We start from the raw sequence: 291 nt of genomic DNA, 5'->3' as shown, positions 1-291 counted from the left end.
ATTTCGTACCATACCAAGTGAAGTGTTAACGCTTGATGATTTAGGTGCGCCAGATATTTTTAAAACAATCTCCGATACCCCACGTGGACTCGTGTTAGTGACAGGGCCAACGGGTTCTGGTAAATCAACAACACTTGCCGCTATGGTCGATTATATAAATCAAAATAAACATCACCATATTCTAACAATAGAAGATCCAATCGAGTTTGTTCACGATAATAAATTAAGCCTTATTAATCAACGTGAGGTACATCGCGATACTCATAGCTTTTCAAACGCGCTACGTAGTGC

Annotated in this window: 1 protein-coding gene; it reads left to right on the top strand. The window is 39.5% G+C overall.

Features of this window, described 5'->3' with window-relative positions:
- On the top strand, positions 1 to 291 hold a 291-nt coding region (locus tag AAEY57_RS19665), incomplete at both ends, for an ATPase, T2SS/T4P/T4SS family (RefSeq protein ID WP_350608627.1).

Source organism: Pseudoalteromonas sp. MER144-MNA-CIBAN-0113 (genome assembly GCF_040308965.1).
GTDB classification, from domain to species: Bacteria; Pseudomonadota; Gammaproteobacteria; order Enterobacterales; family Alteromonadaceae; genus Pseudoalteromonas; species Pseudoalteromonas tetraodonis.
This window is presented reverse-complemented; position numbering and strand designations above follow the sequence as displayed.